This window comes from Wujia sp., assembly GCF_056872695.1.
On the sequence record NZ_DBMFCD010000001.1, the window covers coordinates 346859 to 363048 of the forward strand.

Consider the following 16190-nt stretch of genomic DNA (forward strand, 5'->3'; position numbering starts at 1 on the left):
TTGAAGAGAATTATACATCTTTTTGCGGATAATAGGAAGTAGGAAAATAATACTTTACAAGAAATAAGTCTTGTGGTAAGATATCAAATGCCGTCACTTGGTTATAGGATCACTCCGACCATAACTCAGCGACCGGACAAAATAAGAAAATGGAGGAAAAAAGCATGATTACAGCAGATCAGAAGAAAGAGATCATTGAGAAGTATGCTCGTACAGCAGGTGATACAGGTTCACCGGAAGTGCAGGTTGCACTCCTTACAGCAAGAATCAACGACCTGAATGAGCACTTCAAGGTACATCCAAAGGATCACCACTCAAGAAGAGGTCTTCTTAAGATGGTTGGTCAGAGAAGAAACCTTCTCGCATACCTTAAGAGCAAGGATATCGAGCGTTACAGAACACTTATCGAGCAGCTTGGTCTTAGAAAGTAATAACAACAAATTAGTAAATAAACTTAAAATCACACACTACAAAAGGGATTGCGTCTGCAATCCCTTTTTCATGATTATAATCAGCCATATAGCTGTGAGCCTGTTTCTGATTTTTGTATGATTGTCTGTCATTTCTCTGTCTGACTGTTGTCTGTTGGTTCCAGTGTGCCAAGCCACGGGTTATAGATGCTGCCATCGATGGCACTGATTATGACATATGCAGTTTGCGCGGTATAGCCGCTTTTGCTTGGCGTTTCGAGATAAAACCATGCAGGGGTGAGGGAGTAGGAGTTATGGTTTTCATCGGAAATCCGGATCAAACCATAGCAGATTTTTTGTACCATCATTTTATTTGTTGACGGTGAGGAATTGTTGTCCGGTACAGAATATGGATCTTTGGCGGAACAGAAATCGATATAAGCCTGTGCAACCGCATCAATCTGATCAAAGGAAAGAGTTGTGGCATGTTCCGTTTTTATGGAATCGACCTTCATTGGATTATTCCAGATCAGATAGGAAAGTCCGTCGCTATCCACATTGGCAATCAGGGATTCATATCCATATAAGTCGTGTGCTTCATCTTCGGGAAAGCTTATTGAGTAACCGGAATCGTCCCCTTGGATGTCGGCATTTGAGTAATCTGTCAGAGTTGGCTGCAATAGTTCGGTTGTATATGGAGCTGCAAGTCCGTTCAGACTGCGGACAGCATAAATCAGATAGGAATCAACAGTGGAAGAACCGTCATCCTGAGGTTCTTTTACAAGCATGGAATCATCGATACTATAATGTCCTACATTAAAATGGTAGGCATTTAACGTAGTCTGAACAGCGTAGTCGGTCAGACTGAACGTTTGCAGATAATCTTCCGCAATCTGTCTGGCTTCTGTATCAGAATAGGTACAGATATTTTCGTCATATGTATCTAAGAATGCTTCCTCGATTGGAAATGCGGACATGTTGCTTACAGAAAAGTCAACCGAACCAATGGCATAGTCCTTATATACGATCATACGGCAGAAAACACAATTCTGTAAAAATGCAAGGTAATAATGCTCATCACGAATCGTGCCTTGCAGAATACAGAATTTGTGTGGCTTAAAAGTAGTTGCTGGGTCATCCTCCGGGTTATAGGGATTGATATACCATTTAATTTCGCCGTCGGTTTCTATGACACGCTTTGCTGCATCGGTATCATGCTGTTTGCTTGAAAGCATATCGGTAGCATCGTAATATTCTGCAACCATGTATTCCGGGATCGTCGAGAAATCCTCATAGCTTTTAAACGTATCTTCCCATGCGCCACAGGCAGAGGTTAGATCCTCAATCGAACGAAAATCATATGGCATAAAAAGTGAATAACTTCCCTCATCGAAGATCATTTCTGCGTACGTCTGGATGTCTTCGTCCGTGAAGTCAGCGCGGGACAAGGACGCAACTGGTGCTGATTTCTCAGCAAGCGAAGTATCTACCTGTGCCTGTACAGTCAGAGTTCCTTTATCCCCCGGAACCGTGTAGTCGAGATTCCGGATAGGGTCATCTGTGGCATCAGACGTAGATGCGGTATCTCCCTGATAGATGACAGTTTCTTTCCTGCCGCAGGCAGAGAGACAGGATGCGAGAAGTGTAATAATTAAAATCCAAGATAGTTTCTTCATAGGTGTTCTCCTTTCGCTTTAGTTGATGTTACCGTTATAATCATGATAGATGCTTCCGTCGATGGCACTGATTATGACGTATGGGGAAAATGTACAAAATGGGGAAGAAAGAGATTCCCCATCGATCATGTAATACCACGCAGGAATATACATATAGGAATCAGATTCTTCGTCAAATAACCGGATCAATCCATATTGAATCTCCTTGATTTTGTAGGTGTTATCCGCAGAAAATGGTAAAGTCGTCCCATCGAACTTCGAGATGTAATCTTTGGCGATTGCGTCAATCTGATCGAAAGAGAGCAGTTGTGCATTTGTCTCTAAGACTTCCTCTACTTTCATCGGATTCTGGATAACCAGATAGTTGATACCATCATTTCCGACATTCGCGAAGATGGCTTCGTATCCATATCTGGCATTCGTGTAAGAATCGTTGGAGCTGCTGTTTTCACCGATTGTCACGGAGACTAGTTCGCGGGAGAAATTGAAATCCGTATGAACAGGAGCAATACCGTCCACATTTCTGCCGCCATAGAGCAGATAGGAATCATAGGAATATCCATCGTTTGAAGAATCGCTGGCTATGATTTCCCCATCTTTCGTTATCTCGTAATCGGGCTTTATGGTCTGCGCCTTCTGTACATCTGTGATCGTGTAATCGGAGATTCCCATAGTCTGAAGCGTATCAAGCACCATTGCTTTTGATTCTTCCTTAGAATACTGACACTCATCGGAGTACGATTCATTCTCATAAAGAGGGTTTGCGTAGGTGTCGTAGTATTGCGGATACTGGATATATGGTTCGTAGATCGTGTGGAGCAGCATTGTACAGTACACATCCGTCTGTATAAACGACAGATAGTAAGGCTTCTGGCTGATCGTTCCTTTGATGACGCAGAAATTTGTATAAATATCCGTATTTTCGGAGGAGGTGAAACGATACCATTTCAGGGAACCATCCGTATGAATCGGGGTAACCACGTTGTCATTCGCCATACATTGCTGGGCGATATAGTATTCCTGCAGCAAAGAGTATGGAATGTCTGCGCTGTCGTTATACTGTGCGATTTTCTCCTGCATATCGGCACACGCACTTTTGACCTCCTCATCCGGGCGCAGGACATAGGGCAGGAATAATGCGTAGCTTCCAGCATCGAAGATGGCATCTGCAATCCGCTTCATATCCGCCTCGGTGTAGTCGCTTCTGGAGACTTTTACCACAGGGGAACTTTGTGCCGATAAACTGGTATCGACATCGGCATCCACCGTAAATGTCAGGAGTCCGTCTGTGACCTCATAATTCCGGTGCAGAACCGAAGCGGTGGCAGCATCGCTTGTCGTTGCCGGTTCATCCACGTATGAGAAATCTTTATCCTTTCCACACCCAGACAAGGTAGATAGTAAAAGGATAGATATGAGAATGCCTGCAATTCGTTTCTTCATAAGATCGTCCTCCTTTTTAATCCGATTTATTTCGATGCTGATAGATGTAGCCAAGTGCATCATTGTAGATACTTCCGTCGATGGCGTTGATGACGACATAGGCAGATGGGAAATAATAGGGTTTGCTTTCTTCGTTTCCTTCTGCTACGTAATACCATGCCGGGAGCAACTGGTAGGAATCATCCGCTTCGTTGGATACCCGGATCAGTCCATACCGGATATCGGTTATGTCATACACCGTCTCATCAAAGGTGTGTTTGTTGATGTAGTCCTGTGCAATTGCATCGACCTGGGAGAAATCCAGCGTGTTTGCCATATCGACGTCGATGGTTTCGATCTTCATAGGGTTGGAGACAATCAGATAATTCAAGCCGTCATTTCCGACATTGGCGGTGATGGATTCGTAGCCATAGAAGGTATAATCCTCATAATTGGAGATTGTTCCGTTTTCGTCCTGATCCATGCTTTCATAATCCGTCAGCTCTGTCTGGAAGTTCGCAGTGGTGTAGACAGGAGTAAGTGCATCTAAGCTGCGCCCACCGTAGACCAGATAGGAATCATAGGAAATAACCGGTTCTTTGTTGTAGTTTGCTGATACCTGATAATCGTCATCAATATCGTAGACAGTCCGGATGGTCTGTGTCGGAAATACGCCGGTAACTACATAATCATCGATTCCCATTCGGGAGAGCGTATCGGTGACAAGTGTTGAGGCACCTTCTGTAGAATACGAGCAGATGTTGTCGCTGCCGGCAAGCGTTTCGAGCATGTCCGGGCGGATCGGGGATAATTGATTAAACCAGCCATAGGTAAGCTCTTCGTTATAATCTTTGTGTAACACAAGCATACAGTGCTTGCGCGTCTGGACGAAGGAAAGCTGATAGTCCTTTCCGTCTATCGCGCCACGGATATTACAGAAGTTGCAAAATTCCTCACTGTCTGCACTTGGCTTGATGGTTGGATAGTATTGAATCGTTCCATCTGTCTCGATAGGATCAAAGACTCCGCTTGCTTTCGCATTTTGTGCGTAGGAACATTCCGCCAACAGATTATATGGAATCTCGGATTTGTCTGCGTAGGTAGCGAATGTCTCTGCAAATGCATCGCAGGCAGCATTTACTTCTTCCTTTGACTGACGGCTGTACGGCAGGAATAATTTATAGCTTCCCTCATCGAAAATCGCAGCCGCAATGCGCGTGATATCTTCATTTGTATAATCACACCGGACGGCGGTCGCAACCGGAGCAGACTGTGTGGACAGACTGGTGTTCACATCGGCGTCGACATTGACGGTCGTGCGTCCGTTTGATACGGAATAGTTCAGATGTAAGTCGGATGCGGAAGTTGCATCCTGTCTGGAATCGTTATCCTGAATATAATCAACGCCCGTTTTCTTTCCACATCCCGATAAAGTAGAAAGCAGAAGTACGCCGATCACCATTTTATAGAATATGGTTTTGCGTCTCATATGAAATTCCCCCTCGTAGTTTTCGTGCAGCATCCCTGTCGATTGTCGGGCATGCGTGTAAGAACTATTTATATTATAGGATACAAATGTATCAGAAATGTATCTAAATGGTTGCAGGTTTTCACTTTTATGGTATTATATTTGAGGAAAATGTCTGATTTTAGACAATTATAGACGAAACAGGGGAAAATAGCGATGAAAATCATGAAATATGCGATACAGGGTTACGAGGATGTCAACGCAGAGCATCTGCTTGGAATCTTCGGAAATCCGATTAAACATACATTGTCACCGGTCATCCATGACACGCTCAGCGATGCACTGGGGCTGTCAGAGCGGTATGTGCCATTCTGTGTGGAGGATGAGGAGCTTTCTCATTGTGTGAAGCTGGCGTATGACGAGGGCGTGCTTGGACTGAATATTACCGTGCCGCACAAGCAGCACGTGATGGAGAGTCTCGTGGATGTGGATATCGCCGCGAAGATGATCGGCGCAGTGAATACACTTGTCCGTGTGGAGGGTGGCTATAAGGGCTACAACACGGATATGCCGGGACTGGCGAAAGCATTAGAGACAGAAGGAATTGTGTTAAAGGATGAGACGGTTATCATGCTTGGCGCAGGTGGTGCCGCACGTGCGGTCGCATATATGTGTGTCAGCTATGGTGCAAAGCAGGTGTATATCGTAAACCGGACATATGCGCGGGCACAGGCGATTGCGGATGATATGAATGCATTTGCAGGGAAGACGGTGGTGCAGGCGGTGGCTTCGGAGGATTATAAGAGTATTCCGGATGGAAAATACCTGATGATCCAGTGTACTTCGGTCGGACTGCATGAGGGCGACGGAATGCCGTTTGATTTCGGCGATGCGTTCTATGCGATGGCGAAGGCAGGTGTGGACCTGATCTACAATCCGGCACAGACGCCATTCTTAAAGGAGATGGAGAAGCTTGACGTGCCGGCTGTAAATGGCTTGAAGATGTTACTCTATCAGGGAATCCTTGCATATGAATTGTGGAATAATCTGACCGTGTCTGAGACGCTGACCGATAAAGTGTATCTGGCACTGCAGGATGCAATCTATGGAAAGAAGCGGGGCGATAACATTGTCCTGATCGGTTATATGGGTGCAGGAAAGACAACCGTTGGAAAGGCGATTGCCAAAAAACTTGGATATGAATTTATTGATACCGACCTTTATATTGAGGCGCAGGAGGGGATGACGATTCCGGACATCTTCGAGAAGAAGGAAGAGGCATATTTCCGCGCTTTGGAGACGGATGTCATCCGGAAACTTCGGGAGAAGACACATTGCGTGATCGCGACGGGCGGCGGAGTGCCGCTTCGCAAGGAGAACAGCGATCTGTTGAAAGAAGTCGGAACGGTATATTACTTGATGGCAGATGCAGATACGACCTATGCGCGGGTAAAGCATTGCACGAACCGTCCGCTGTTACAGTGTGACGATCCGTATGCGAAGATCCAGGCGATGATGAAAGAGCGGGGACCAGTTTATGCGCGTGCCTGCCATATCCGTGTGCGGACAGACCGCGGAACTTTAGAAGAAGTGATGGATGAGATAAAATGAGTGGAGCAGAAAATATAAATCGAAAAAATTACTGCGATGGGATGCGGGATGCAATTCCAATCGCACTTGGATATCTTGCGGTCGCATTTACACTTGGGATTGCGGCTAGAAATGCGGGGGTGCATGCACTTCCGGCGACAATTATGAGTCTGACGAATACGACATCGGCGGGGGAATTTGCAGCGATTACAGCGATTGCCGGTGGTGTGACTTACGCGGAGCTTGCGCTGATGCAGCTCGTCATAAACTTACGTTATATGCTGATGTCGTGTGCGCTGGCACAGAAGATTGATCCGAAATTTTCAATCATACACCGGTTTTTTATAGGGTTTGGCGTGACGGATGAGATTTTCGGTATCTCGGTTGCGAGAAAAGGCAAATTGAATCCGTGCTACATGTATGGTGCGATGTCAATTGCGATTCCGGCATGGACGATCGGCACCTGTCTCGGCGTGGTACTCGGCAACGTATTGCCGGGCGGTGTGGTTAGTGCGCTTTCCGTCGCGTTATATGGCATGTTCTTAGCAATCATTATCCCGCCAGCCAGAGACAATAAGGTGATTCGCGGACTTGTGATCATCGCGATGGCGGCGAGCTTCCTTTTCACGAAGATACCGGTGATTAAGAATATTTCTTCCGGTATGAAGGTGATTATTTTGACTGTTGTGATCTCCGGGGTGGCAGCTGTGCTGTTCCCGCTTCCGGATGAGGAAAAGGAAGAAGAGGAGGCGGACCATGAAGCATAATATTTATCTGTATATCCTTGTGATGGCAGCAGTTACGTATCTGATCCGTGTTCTGCCGCTTACATTGATCAAGAAAGAAATCAAGAACAAGACGGTGCGGTCGTTTTTATTCTATGTGCCGTATGTGACGCTTGCGGTTATGACATTTCCGGCGATTCTCACAGCGAGCAACAGTATGGTGGCAGCAGGCATCGGATTTGTCGTGGCACTGATCCTTGCATGGCGCAGGACAAGCATGTTCGTGGTGTCGCTTGTTTCGTGTGCGATGGTGTATATACTGGAGCTATTTATGTAAGATATCACACAAATTTCACCGAAATGGCAAAAATATGCAAAAAAAATCACTGGATAAAGTTTGCCTTTTTTCCGATATATTTGTATAATAAAGCGAATAGTGTTATACAGTAGGTGATAAATATGAGATCGACACAAAAGAGACGATGCAGATCCAATCGGGGTTTCACGCTTGTTGAGATGATCGTGACGATGATGTTGCTGTCGATATTGCTCACAATATCAGTCATGGGACTTATGGCATGGCAGGACTGGTCAGACTTTAACCAGGCGAATGAATATGCAGAGACCATGTTTTTGGCAGCGCAGAATCAGTTGTCGGAATATAATGCAAATGGAACCTTAGAAGATTTTGCAAAGCAGACGAAAAATTTTAGTCCAGCCGAGGTGAAGCTGGATTCGATATATTACGAAGAAGGACAGGCGTACAGTGATGATTCCGTTTGGGTAACGGTAAATAAGGGTACGCTTGTTTCTGTGCGTGCAAATAAGGGCGATTACAGTCTGTATGCGGCAGGAAAAGATACGACAAGCCCGACGGCACCAATCGTATATCAGCTTTTACAGGGGTATCTGTATGATACGTCTATCTTAAATGACGCGATCTGCGTCGAGTTTTCCTTAGAGGATGGACAGGTGTTTTCTGTTCTTTATTCTGCCAAGTCAAACAGTGCTGAGCAGGAAGTGTTTGTCTATGATAATGAGAACACGTCCCTGCGAGGCACGGTCAATATTGCCACCCGGTATGATTCTTACCGAAAAGACCGTATGATTGGGTACTATGGTGTGGACACATTGTCAACGGCATTAAAGGGTACAAAGGAAAAGCCATCCATTGACGATGTGAAATTGAATAATGAAGATACATTAAATCTGTCATTCAAGGTTAGCAAGCCGGCGAATGCCGCACAGAAGATGAATTATGACATTACTGTCTATGATGTGGATTCTGATTTCTGTGCCGGTGAGAATATGGCGGATGGCGTTCCGGTTATGAAGTTCACATTAAACGGAGCAAAGGTAAAAAATTATGACAACCGGCAGGAACAGGAATGTGTGATCACACGGTATGTGAAAGACGAGACTGGAACTTGGAGTACGCAGGAGCTTGGAGAGTTCCCAATCCTTGCATGGCGCGATACAGATGGAACAATCCGTGTTGTATTGGATGCAGCGGATTTTCAGGCAACCTCTGCCAGTTATGCGTCGAACCTGCAAACGTTGATGGATACATCCAAAGCAGATATGGTTGCGAATGCAAGCTTTAAATTCAAGTCAACCTATACGTTCCATCGGTTTGGCCTGGATGCAAATAAGATTAAATGCTCAATCAAGGGCTATGGTGCAACGTATGATACAACGACTGAACGTCAGAGTAACCAGTCGTATGTATACTTTGCAGAGGAAAATAACAACACGGATGCTACAAAGAAGGTTGTAAATTATAATTATACGATTGCAAATGCAAGACATCTTTATAATATGCGTTATGTGACAGACATTACGGCGAATACCACTAAGTCGTCTGTGGATGAACTGCGTTTGAGCAGTGCACATTATGAGCAGGATAAAAATATGGTATTAGCCTGCCATTTCCAGTTATCAGACGATATCGACTGGACGGGATTTGTAACGTCTGGTGCGTTTTATAATACGAACGGAAATGATATCAAATTAAAGGAAGAAACCGAAAGTCTGGCAGAATCCTTTATCTCAATGAAGCAGCTTCGCGCGGAGGATTCGCTGGATGGTAAGAATACAGATGGCAAATCGTATACGATCAAGGGACTTACTATGTCGCAGGCAGGAAATGCCCTGTGTATGTTGTATACGGACAAAGAAACCGGCGTTGCAGATGAGAAAAAACCGGTTGGTTTATTTGCCACGAATTATGGAACCATCGGAAATCTGAAACTGGATGACGTACAGGTAACGTCTCCGGATGATTATGTTGGTTCCTTTGCAGGAATTACGGTGTATGGTAAGAATCTAACAGGTGATACAGCGGGTGTCTTGGAGAATCTGGAAGTCGTAAATGCTGATGTGGATGCAGAGACAGCCAGCTTTGTAAAAGGAAAGTCTTATGTCGGCGGTATTACCGGAACGTTGGTTTCAGATGGCAAAACAGTCATTGATGCAATTACATGGAAGAAACTTTCTAATGCTGCAAAGGTAACCGGACTTTCCTATGTGGGCGGTGTTGTCGGTGAGCTTCGGACAGAGAAGAATCGGTCAACTGCCATCACATTGGAAGACTGTCAGAATACAGGTGCCGTATATGCGGTCGTGAAGAATGACGAAGATAAAAAGGACAGCAAATTCATCGGAGGTATAGCAGGAAGCTGTGTAAACGAGTACGCAGCAAATCATACAGGCGACACATCGACCCTTGCAAATATTACAATCAAAAACAGCAACAGTACACCGTTTTATTCGAGTAAAGATTTACAGGCATTCCTTGGAAATCAGGATGGTACTGCATTTGCAATTTATGCGGACAACGTAGTTGGAACTTATGTCGGCGGTATTACCGGTTACAGTTATTTTAGTACGCTTGAAGGTGTGCGTGCGGAATTGGATAACGGCAAGAAAAGCTATGTATTCGGACATGATTATGTCGGCGGTATTGTCGGTTATGCAACCGGTTCTAAGGAGCTTTCAGGCGCGGATGAGACGAATGCGCCTGGCAGAAATGACAACTATGTCATTGGCTGTTCCTATGTCGGTGGAGTGATCGGTGCGAATGCAGATATTGATCTGGCAAAGACACAGAATGAGACAGGAAATAGCAGTAACGATACACTGTCGTTAGTTGAAAATGGAGCAAAGCCAATCGTGGTATCGGATGCTGTGAATACGAAAAATACTGTATCAAACTGGCAGAATACAGGCGTTGTCTATGCAACCGGTATGTATGCGGGTGGTATCAGCGGTTATAATACAGGGTCTCTGCTTGAGAATCTTGATACATCGGGTGCAGCGACTGTTGCGGGGGAATATCCGGTTTCTCATGCAGCCGATTATGCCGGAGGTATCAGCGGTTACAATCATGGTGTGATCAAAGCGGAAGCAAGAAAAGATAATAATGTACGCATCGTCGGTAAGAATTATGTAGGCGGTATCGTTGGTTATAACGACAGTGATGCGGAAGTTACAAACTACGCTGTGACGGCTGGAAGTATAAACGGAGATATGGAAAACGGAAGCTATGTCGGTGGACTTGCCGGATGCAATGCGTCCATTGTGATGCTGCAGAAAGCAGACGGAAGTGCGAAGCAATTATATGTAAGTACACAGAACATCAGCGGCAAATATTTTGTCGGTGGTGTGATTGGTGCGAATATTATCAATACGAATGGGTATAATCAGAATGTTCAGGTTGAGCAGGGACAGGGCAGTTCATCGAATGTGGCGACCGATTCTTCGGCAGGTAATACGACAGAACTATGTTATGTGACTTTAGCCGTAAGATCGTATTATTATAATCAACCGGGGGCATTATATTCATTTGTGATTCATAATGACAGTACGCAGAGTATTACAGACTGGCATATTGTATTCCATTTTGGAAAGAATGCAAATGTTCAGCAACAGCCACAGAATATGGACACGAATAAAACTGTCATCACAGAAACTTCATATACCTATTATCCTAGCGAAACAAGTAATACAAAACAAATACCGGCAAATGGTACGCAATATAATGAAATCGGTGTTTTGTTTGATAATTATATAGATTATTATTCTTTTGATGTAACAGATATTGAGTTTTTCTATACAGGTGGAGATGGAAATACGTCTACGATTTTACCTGGAAATATGGGAATTACTGAAAAAAATAAACATGAAGTTTCAACTGATCAGTCACCATATACATTGACCATTACTGGATCAAAGGATGGGTGGAATGGTAATTTTACAATTGTAAATGATAGTGATGAAGATATTTTTGACTGGTCAATTGAAATACCTCTTGAAGAAGGGGATGATTTGCAATTTACTCAGTCGTGGAATCCTTTGAAGGTAAACTGGGAGGTAAGAGATGGTAAAAAATATTGCATTCTTACACCGCTGGAGGAAAAAAATACATATATTAAAAAACATACAAACAGCAATAATTATAATTATTATATGCCATATTCGATGAGTTCGGATGAGGCTGTTGAACGGATGAAGAAGAATGCAAAGTTTATTTTTTATACGAGTAAGCTTATTCAGCAAACGGAAGATATCAAATATGCCCGCATCCAAACCTCCGCGGACATGGCAGACTTCACCGGAACTATCACAGGTAGTGCATTTACCGGCGGTTACATCGGATACACGATGCTTGTAAACAGTACGGATACAACCTATGCGAGAACGACGGCAGAGAATGTAAGAAAGCTGACCTTAAATCAGGCATCGGAAGCTGACGTAATCAACGCGGTATGTGATGCAAAGATTGAAAAAAGTGAAGTGCAGATGTATGTGACAGGTACAGTTGGTGCCGGAAGCGTGACAGCAGATACTTATGTCGGCGGACTTGTTGGATACGACGATGCAAACACATTTCTGCGTATCGAGAATGCAACGAATAAGGCATCTGTAACAGCGAAGACTGGCTATGCCGGTGGTATGATCAGTGCGAGCCGCAAGTTGAACAACAAGATTCTGACAAGCAATAATTATGGAACTGTTACAGCGAAAGAAGTTGCGGGTGGTATTGTCGGTGAGAACAAAGGTACGGTCAACCAGTGTAACGTAAGTGCGACCATTGTTGGCAGCCATGGTATATCCATTGCAAGCTACGGTGGTATTGTTGGTGTGAGTGGAATCGCAACAGAGAAAGCAGAGGATATAGATGCGGCGCAGGTGATGGAATGTACATTTACAGGAAGTATATCCGGTGCCGGAGATGGTGTGACAGCAAATGTTGGCGGTATCGTTGGTGCGAATGGGTATAATTCGACGGTCAAGGCAAGTACCATTGGAAGTGCAGATACGGTTGTACATGGTGGCATGGTAGACGGAACTGCATATGAAACGGCAAGAACGAATGTCGGTGGTATTGTCGGTACAAATTATGGAACGATTTCTTCGATGGATAATTCGCAAAAGTCGGAAGGAAATACAACGATCGATAATTATCTTGGTTATACCGGCGGTATTGTTGGATGTAACCAGAAAGGTGCAGTTGTAAAGGGCACAGAGACGGAGAGGATTAAGACGGCAAATACATGGTATGTGACTGCAAAAGCAGCTGGAGAAAATACGGCTGTAGGCGGTATTATCGGATATTCGATGTCCGACGAGAACCTGGAATCCCTTGAGAATCATGCAGAGGTTACGACGATTGCCAGTGGAAATATTGCGGTTGGCGGTATTGTTGGACAGATGGATAATCAGACGAGCGATGCGATGACATTTAAAAAATGTTATAATTATGGTTCGGTTACCGGAACATGGTACACGGGAGGTATGATCGGATACCTGCGTTACAAGGGTGTAAAGTTTTATAGCTGTTCGAGCGATGGAACGGTGTCAGGCGGTATATCTGGACCGATGATAGGATATGCTGAGGAAGAACTTCTGGCAGATACACAATATGAGGATTGCACAGTCAATGGTATGATTTATACGAAACCGGCACAGCTTGCAGCGGATGCTGCAATAGATGAACAGGCTGTGGCTGATGCGTCCGAAGAGACAGTTTCCACTATCGAAACACAGCAATCACAGGATGCAGAGAATCCGGTAAATACAGATATGCCAGAGGAAGAAACAACGATAGAGACAACAACAGAGAAAATGCAGGTAGTTCAGAAGCTTGCAACACCGGATGTAGCGCTTTTGTCAGAGGATGCGCGTGTCCCGCAGTATTATGATGGAACGAAATGGACATTGACAGCACCGGCACAGGAAGAAGATCTGGTTGGAACGTATGAGTCACGGGCATATCGGTTCGAGGTACAGGATGGCGCCGATTATTATGAGGTGCAGATCAAAGATGCAAGCGGCGCATATGGTGTGATGTATGTGGAGCCAAAGACCGATAAATATTATGTGTATTATGCAGGAAGTAATGCACAGATCCGCAGAGAGAGCATCTGCGAAGCAAATTCATATACGGAATTTGCAGGTATGTTAACAGAAGAAAACCCAGTGACTGTAAGCTATGCAGTGAATGTGCGGATGGAAGATAAGACCGCAGCAATCTGTGCGAAAGCCATGACAGAGGGAAATCAGATTTCTGTCCTGCTTCCGGATACAACAACATTGGTTGCGGTGCAGGCAGTTGTCGGAGAGGAACATCTGGATACATATGAAAGCTCTGATGTTACAGTGTGGAAGCTGATGCCGGTTGATGATGCAACTACGACAGATGCCGGTAAAATTACAGAAACTGATAAAGATGACATGGTGATCTGGACAGGAACCGTGAAAAGAGAAGCGGTAAAGACACATCTTCCGAAGCTTGCGGGAACGACGGTGACAGTAGGAAGTGGCACAACTGTAAAAGAAGTTGTGAATTATACGGTGGCAGTTGAACAGCCGATGCTGATGCAGGTACTTGGGTTTGATGCAGAGGGTGCACTGGTACAGTCGGTTTATTATACCGCAGATCAGACAAGCGCAAGCTTTATGCTGGAGAAGGATACATGGTTTACCAATGAAGTGAAAAATGTACAGATCCGATTTGCCGTAATCTCAGAAAATGGACTTGCGGAGTGGACACAGCCACAGTCTCTGTCTGTTAATGGAATATCGAAATAAAAGAAAGATAGTTACAAATATATGCAGAACAAAGGAATACTCAGACAATTTCATAAAGAAAAAAATCGTGGTTCCGCGATGATCGTCGCAATTGTCGTCAGTATGGTTGTCGTTGTATTCTGCCTGTCGTTGCTGCTTGTAAGCTATGCATTGTTTTCTTCTTCGGTACGACGGGTAACACAGAACCAGTGCAGAGAGCTTTCGAAGACAATCAGTATTGAGCTAGAGAAAGAATTGACAACACCGGTGTACACGAGCTTTGATATGCAGAGGCAGGACGTGACAGATGGAAAAAATCTGTTGTGGCAGTACCTTCGATATAATATCTGTCAGGGCAACTGGCCGTATTTTGAATCTGAAAGTTCAACGGATCATGGCGAGAAGTCAGCGTATCGTTATTTTACGCTTGCAGCGACCGGTGGGGATGCGGCAAAGTATGCGGCGATGGCGGATGATATTTCAATCTGTATCTATTGGGAAAATGATGGAAGCTACGTTGAATCGAAAAATGATATTGTGCTTTGTATCAAAGTTACCTGTACCAAGGGAGACCAGGCAGCATCTATGTTATCAAAGTATAACCTGTCCTGCATGGAATATGAAAATGCGGAATCCGACGTGGATACAGGCGATGACATTGTAAATCCAGCTAAAAATGAAATTCTGAAAAGTGAGCGTTGGTGCTGGAGTTTTCTGGAGCGTGAGTAACATGAAAAAAAGAAAAATCGTGCGAAAAATAAATAATGCAGGTTCAACGATGGTGGAGGTAATTGTTGGATTCGTGATTCTTGTGATGGTTCTGGCAGAATGCATGGTGCATCTGCTCGGTGTATCCGGGGAACTTGTAAAGAAAAGTAAGGATATGCAGGAGGAACAGCGGGTTTTAAACGAGGAAATGTACCAAAAAGATGCAGGGTTTGAGAAGCTTGCTGAAACAGGCATTACACTGACGGTGGATACAACGAAAACAGACACGAGAAATACAGCAAAAGATACGAGCTTTTTGATAGAGGCGGAGCTGCATCGGTATTATAGTGATCGTGCGGACTTGACAGTGTTCCGGGTGATCCATAAAAGTGAAGATTCAGAATGATAAGAGGAGTCAGTTATTGAAATGAAAAAACTGAAGAAGCTTTTTCAAAAATTTCATACGATGAATCAGGGACTTACATTGGTGGAAATGATCGTGACCTTTATGCTGATCGGGCTTTTTATGATCGCAGCGAGTAAAGTGATTGCGAATACCGTGAGCGTCTATTATGAGGCAAAAGGAACGGCGAATGGCATGCAGGTATCTGCCATTATTGCTTCGAAAATCCGCGGGGAAATCGAGGGTGCGCGGAATGCGACGATTACAACTGAGGTAAAGAATGAAGATGGCACGACGAGTGAGGTTACGCAGCCATATGTGATGCGGTTATCAACCGATACGACGCTGGGTGGACAGAATGAAACATCCGGATATAATAAGATTGAATTTACCGATGCACAGGGCAGCCATGTCTATATTGGCGTGAATGAAAATGGATATCTTGTTGTGCACTATTATCCGGTTGTTGTGGCAAGCGGTGAAGTGAAGAGTACCAACTGGGTATTTGACCAGAAAGCGTATATGGGATATTCCATCAAGGAACTGAAATTTACACAGCCGGGGGGAAATTACGCAGACAATATCATATATATGAGCCTGACATTACATAGCTCGCGGTATGGCGATTTTACATATACGGAATATATCCAATGCTATAATCTGGATGCACAGTCCAATACACAGATTAGTTGTGAATAAAAACAGGAAGAGGTAGAA

The 16190-nt window shown here is 44.4% G+C and carries 11 protein-coding genes; 8 read left to right on the plus strand and 3 right to left on the minus strand.

The genetic code is table 11. The annotated features are described in order from the left end of the window. Nucleotides 1-164 precede the first annotated feature (164 nt). The gene (gene rpsO / locus ACZQK9_RS01590; RefSeq protein ID WP_021986042.1) at nucleotides 165-431 is read left to right on the plus strand and encodes a 30S ribosomal protein S15; all 267 of its coding nucleotides are present in this window, start codon (nucleotides 165-167) and stop codon (nucleotides 429-431) included. A 128-nt stretch (nucleotides 432-559) separates the two neighbouring features. Here the strand turns inward: rpsO and ACZQK9_RS01595 are convergent, their stop codons facing one another. The 3 genes from ACZQK9_RS01595 to ACZQK9_RS01605 are packed head-to-tail and all read right to left on the minus strand — an operon-like array spanning nucleotide 560 to nucleotide 4997. Beyond that, nucleotides 560-2086, minus strand: a complete 1527-nt coding sequence (locus ACZQK9_RS01595) for a hypothetical protein (protein ID WP_483269401.1) — start codon at nucleotides 2084-2086, stop codon at nucleotides 560-562. Nucleotides 2087-2104: 18 nt separating this feature from the next. Further along, a complete protein-coding gene (locus ACZQK9_RS01600; protein ID WP_483269402.1) occupies nucleotides 2105-3529 on the minus strand; it encodes a DUF6034 family protein in 1425 nt (474 codons plus the stop codon). Nucleotides 3530-3545: 16 nt separating this feature from the next. Further along, on the minus strand, nucleotides 3546-4997 hold the full coding sequence (locus ACZQK9_RS01605) for a hypothetical protein (RefSeq protein ID WP_483269403.1): 1452 nt from the start codon (nucleotides 4995-4997) through the stop codon (nucleotides 3546-3548). Between the two features lie 195 nt (nucleotides 4998-5192). On the opposite strand from ACZQK9_RS01605, the gene aroE reads away from it, so the two are divergent. From aroE to ACZQK9_RS01640, 7 genes are all read left to right on the plus strand, one after another. Continuing rightward, nucleotides 5193-6587, plus strand: coding sequence for a shikimate dehydrogenase (gene aroE / locus ACZQK9_RS01610; protein WP_483269404.1), 1395 nt, complete (start codon nucleotides 5193-5195; stop codon nucleotides 6585-6587). Then, complete coding sequence (locus ACZQK9_RS01615; protein WP_216506787.1) at nucleotides 6584-7333, plus strand: AzlC family ABC transporter permease; 750 nt, start codon at nucleotides 6584-6586, stop codon at nucleotides 7331-7333. The genes aroE and ACZQK9_RS01615 overlap by 4 nt, the downstream gene beginning before the upstream one ends. After that, nucleotides 7323-7628 (plus strand): AzlD domain-containing protein, encoded by a 306-nt coding sequence (locus tag ACZQK9_RS01620; RefSeq protein WP_118670778.1) that lies wholly within the window; start codon nucleotides 7323-7325, stop codon nucleotides 7626-7628. The genes ACZQK9_RS01615 and ACZQK9_RS01620 overlap by 11 nt, the downstream gene beginning before the upstream one ends. 122 nt (nucleotides 7629-7750) lie before the next feature. Then, nucleotides 7751-14383: a prepilin-type N-terminal cleavage/methylation domain-containing protein gene (locus ACZQK9_RS01625; RefSeq protein WP_483269405.1), complete on the plus strand. Its 6633-nt coding sequence runs from the start codon at nucleotides 7751-7753 to the stop codon at nucleotides 14381-14383. A gap of 21 nt (nucleotides 14384-14404) precedes the next feature. After that, nucleotides 14405-15091, plus strand: coding sequence for a hypothetical protein (locus ACZQK9_RS01630; RefSeq protein WP_216506784.1), 687 nt, complete (start codon nucleotides 14405-14407; stop codon nucleotides 15089-15091). A gap of 1 nt (nucleotide 15092) precedes the next feature. After that, entirely contained in the window at nucleotides 15093-15476 is a 384-nt protein-coding gene (locus ACZQK9_RS01635) for a hypothetical protein (protein WP_483269406.1), read from the plus strand. A gap of 21 nt (nucleotides 15477-15497) precedes the next feature. Beyond that, nucleotides 15498-16172 (plus strand): prepilin-type N-terminal cleavage/methylation domain-containing protein, encoded by a 675-nt coding sequence (locus ACZQK9_RS01640; RefSeq protein WP_216506780.1) that lies wholly within the window; start codon nucleotides 15498-15500, stop codon nucleotides 16170-16172. Nucleotides 16173-16190: the final 18 nt, after the last annotated feature.

Excerpts from the sequence above, each read along its gene's own strand:
- rpsO (WP_021986042.1), top strand. The coding sequence starts at position 165 with ATGATTACAGCAGATCAGAAGAAAGAGATCATTGAGAAGTATGCTCGT.
- ACZQK9_RS01595 (WP_483269401.1), bottom strand. The coding sequence starts at position 2,086 with ATGAAGAAACTATCTTGGATTTTAATTATTACACTTCTCGCATCCTGT.
- ACZQK9_RS01600 (WP_483269402.1), bottom strand. The coding sequence starts at position 3,529 with ATGAAGAAACGAATTGCAGGCATTCTCATATCTATCCTTTTACTATCT.
- ACZQK9_RS01605 (WP_483269403.1), bottom strand. The coding sequence starts at position 4,997 with ATGAGACGCAAAACCATATTCTATAAAATGGTGATCGGCGTACTTCTG.
- aroE (WP_483269404.1), top strand. The coding sequence starts at position 5,193 with ATGAAAATCATGAAATATGCGATACAGGGTTACGAGGATGTCAACGCA.
- ACZQK9_RS01615 (WP_216506787.1), top strand. The coding sequence starts at position 6,584 with ATGAGTGGAGCAGAAAATATAAATCGAAAAAATTACTGCGATGGGATG.
- ACZQK9_RS01620 (WP_118670778.1), top strand. The coding sequence starts at position 7,323 with ATGAAGCATAATATTTATCTGTATATCCTTGTGATGGCAGCAGTTACG.
- ACZQK9_RS01625 (WP_483269405.1), top strand. The coding sequence starts at position 7,751 with ATGAGATCGACACAAAAGAGACGATGCAGATCCAATCGGGGTTTCACG.
- ACZQK9_RS01630 (WP_216506784.1), top strand. The coding sequence starts at position 14,405 with ATGCAGAACAAAGGAATACTCAGACAATTTCATAAAGAAAAAAATCGT.
- ACZQK9_RS01635 (WP_483269406.1), top strand. The coding sequence starts at position 15,093 with ATGAAAAAAAGAAAAATCGTGCGAAAAATAAATAATGCAGGTTCAACG.
- ACZQK9_RS01640 (WP_216506780.1), top strand. The coding sequence starts at position 15,498 with ATGAAAAAACTGAAGAAGCTTTTTCAAAAATTTCATACGATGAATCAG.